This is a genomic window from Nonomuraea sp. NPDC049784 (assembly GCF_040659615.1).
Classification (GTDB): Bacteria; Actinomycetota; Actinomycetes; order Streptosporangiales; family Streptosporangiaceae; genus Nonomuraea.
On the sequence record NZ_JBFAMX010000916.1, the window covers coordinates 1 to 2,974 of the forward strand.

Genomic DNA, 2,974 nt, shown 5'->3' on the forward strand with positions numbered 1-2,974 from the left:
CCGTGCGCCCGGCGCGGTTGGCGCCGATGGTGCTGGCGGACGGGCCGTAGCCGACCAGCTGCAGTGCCGGTTCCTTCACGACCTGGGTGCCGTCCACCTTGATCCCGCCGCCCGGTTCCCGGAGGTGCAGGGGCGCGAGGTGGTCCAGGGCGGAGCGGAAACCGGTGGCCCAGATGATCGTGTCCGCGGCCAGGAACCGGTCTGTCGCCGGGGGTTCGTCCGCGGGCCAGGTGACGCCGTGCCCGGTGATGCGGTGGAACATGGGCAGGCGCTGCAGGACGCCCTTCGACAGGGCCTCGCGTACGACCGTGCTGTAACCCAGGCCCGTGACGCTCACCACGCTCTGCGGCGGGAGACCGGCGCGGACCCGCTCCTCGACCAGGGCGACGGCCTCGCGTCGGGCGTTCTCGCCGAAGTCGTCGTCCCGGAAGACGGGCGGGCGCCGGGTGACCCAGGCGGTGCCGGCGGCGATCCCGGCGATCTCGGACAGTACGTGCATCGCCGACGCTCCCCCGCCCACCACGATCACGTGCCGCCCTCTGAACTCCTCGGGCCCGCGGTAGCTCGCGTAATGGAGCTGGCGCCCCTCGAAGCCGGCCGCGCCCGGGTAGTAGGGCCAGTACGGACGGGTCCAGGTGCCGGTCGCGTTGACCACGGCCCGGGCCGACCAGTCCCCCGCGTCCGTCGTGAGCACCAGGCGACCGTCCCGGCCTCGCCGCATAGAGGTGACCTTCACCGGCCGCACGACGTCCAGCCCCAGTTCCTCCTCGTAGGCCGCGTAGTACGCGGGGACCACCTCGGCGGCGGGACGGCGGCCGTCCACACCCGGGTGACGCGGCACGCCCGGCAGATCGAAGATCCCGTGCACCTTGTCCATGGTGAGTGAGGGTGATCGGTGGCGCCACGCCCCTCCCGCCCCGTCGCCCGCGTCCAGCACGACCGGCTCGAACCCGAACCTGCGCAGGAAGTACGCGCCGGACAGCCCCGCCTGTCCGGCGCCGATCACCACTACCTCGGTCTTCTCCACGATCACGTGAAACCGCCGGGGGGACCGAGGTCTTCCCACCGGCCGTTAGAGCCCACGTCCGGCGCGGTGTGGCGCCTCGAGCACCATCCGGGTCAGGCCGTGAGGGCGGAGCGGAACGTGGCCTCGTGGCGGGCCAAGTGCGCCATGTCGGTGCGGTAGAAGCGATCGTCGCCTCGGGCGATGTGGCTCGCGAAGGCCTCGTTGCCCGCGGCGGCCTGGTCGTACATGAGGCGTATCAGATGGTCCAGCCGGGCCCGCGCGGTGGACACCAGCGCGTGCCGGTCCGCGTCCCCGAGCCCGTACGCGTCGGCGAACACCCGCAGCCGCCGCGCCTGCTCCTCCACCGGCCACGAACCCACCCCCTCGTGCCGGGGGTCGCTGAGCGCCACGAAGCGGTAGGCGGCGTAGGACACGTCCCAGACCCGCGGCCCCGGGTGGGCCGTGTCGAAGTCGATGAACGCGACCGGCAGCCCCTCGCGGAAGACGCAGTTGTACGTGGCGGCGTCCCCGTGGCAGATCACCTCCGCCGGCGCCACCGGAGGGAGGTACCACGAAAAGTCCCGATGAATCGGGAAGCCCACGGTGGCGTCGTGGTACTCCCGCAGCAGCGCACCGACGGCCACCAGCGCTTCGTCCGTCAGCGTCCACTCCGGCAGCGGATAGCTGGGAACGTCGCCGGGCACGAAGTCCAGGATCTCCCGCCCCTCGGCGTCGATCCCGTGGCAGCGGGGTGCGCCGTCGAACCCGCGCGCCTCCAGGTGACCGAGCAGCGCGTGAACGGCCGGCGTCCACGCCCCCGCGGGGCGCCGTACGGTGTCTCCGACCCTGACCACGTGGTTGACGCCGCCGCCGGTCAGCACCTCTTCGTCGGCCACAGCTGCCTCTCTCCCGATCACCGCACACACCGCCGAGCCCGAAGGAAGATCGACGAGCCCGGCGGACAGTGTGCCATGCGGCGCCGGAACGCGGCACGCGAATAAGCCATCCCCCTGATCAGCGGCGGGAGCGGAACGCCACGGCCGTCGTCGAGGTGATCGCCGACACCAGCACGGCCATCACCAGCACGGTGGTCATCGGGCTCTTACGACGGGTCGGCGCGGCCGCGGCGCGCTGGAAGTGCGCCCGGGGAGTCGCCTTCGGCGTGGAGGTGGGGGTGGGCATGAGCACGGGCGCCATCCAGGGCACGGGCCGTCGCACCGGACGCGGCACCTTGCGCGGGCACTCCCCCACCTGGACGCGGCTGGTGCACACCCCGTCCCGGTAGACCGTCACGTGGGGCAGCGTGACCGCGGGCGCCGCCCGCCGCTTCCCGGGCGGCATCGAGATCGACACCCCGGGGGCCGGCGACCGCCAGGTCCGCACCCGGGGCACGGACACCGTGGGCCCGACAGTGACGCCTTTGGGGGGCGCGGGCGGGCGTACGGACACCTGCGGCACCGGGCGGGGCCACGGCTCCCGGTCGGCCGCGGCGGGACCCGCGACGGCCAGAGCGGCCAGGGCCGCGGCCAGCAGCAGCGGCGCGCGCCTGACGCCCACGCTCACATCCCCCCGCTGATGCGCGCGAACTCCTGCAGCGCCCCCTGGAACGCCTGCGGCCCGACGGCCAGCGGCCCGGCGAAGGCGTGGGAGATGTCCCATGTCAGGTACGTGCCGAAGCCCAGCAGCGCCGCCGTCGCCAGCAGCGGCAGCATCGCCAGCCCCTTCGGCCTGGCCCCTGCCAGGAACGGGAAGACGATGACCAGCGCTCCGGTGAGGATGGTCAGGACCAGCAGCCCCTCGGGAGGCGTGGCGGCGGCGTCGGCGGTGCGCTGGGCCCGCGCGGTGGACAGGGCTCTGAGCTGCTCCAGGACGGCGTTCTTGGCCTCCTCCTGCTGGTCGCCTCCAGCGCCGCTGCTCTACCTCCTGCTCGGGCTGGCCTCGCTCGTCACGGTGCTGCCGCTCCTCTAC

General features: G+C 73.5%; 5 protein-coding genes. 1 reads left to right on the forward strand and 4 read right to left on the reverse strand.

Annotated features, from left to right (window positions below; all coding sequences use genetic code 11):
* The 4 genes from AB0J09_RS60945 to AB0J09_RS60960 all read right to left on the reverse strand — a co-directional run.
* Positions 1-1,027: NAD(P)-binding domain-containing protein (locus tag AB0J09_RS60945; RefSeq protein WP_360713123.1), on the reverse strand; the 1,027-nt coding region annotated here is incomplete at its 3' end.
* A 92-nt stretch (positions 1,028-1,119) separates the two neighbouring features.
* Positions 1,120-1,902, reverse strand: a complete 783-nt coding sequence (locus AB0J09_RS60950; RefSeq protein ID WP_360713126.1) for an aminoglycoside phosphotransferase family protein — start codon at positions 1,900-1,902, stop codon at positions 1,120-1,122.
* Between the two features lie 118 nt (positions 1,903-2,020).
* The gene (locus AB0J09_RS60955; RefSeq protein ID WP_360713128.1) at positions 2,021-2,563 is read right to left on the reverse strand and encodes a hypothetical protein; all 543 of its coding nucleotides are present in this window, start codon (positions 2,561-2,563) and stop codon (positions 2,021-2,023) included.
* A 2-nt stretch (positions 2,564-2,565) separates the two neighbouring features.
* A complete protein-coding gene (locus tag AB0J09_RS60960; RefSeq protein ID WP_360713129.1) occupies positions 2,566-2,718 on the reverse strand; it encodes a hypothetical protein in 153 nt (50 codons plus the stop codon).
* A gap of 43 nt (positions 2,719-2,761) precedes the next feature.
* Between AB0J09_RS60960 and AB0J09_RS60965 the strand changes: the two genes are divergently transcribed.
* Positions 2,762-2,974 (forward strand): hypothetical protein (locus AB0J09_RS60965; RefSeq protein WP_360713132.1); only part of this gene is annotated, 213 nt, incomplete at its 3' end.

What these genes read in the sequence shown, in the direction of transcription:
- AB0J09_RS60960 (WP_360713129.1), bottom strand. Translation starts at nt 2,718, where the DNA reads ATGCTGCCGCTGCTGGCGACGGCGGCGCTGCTGGGCTTCGGCACGTAC.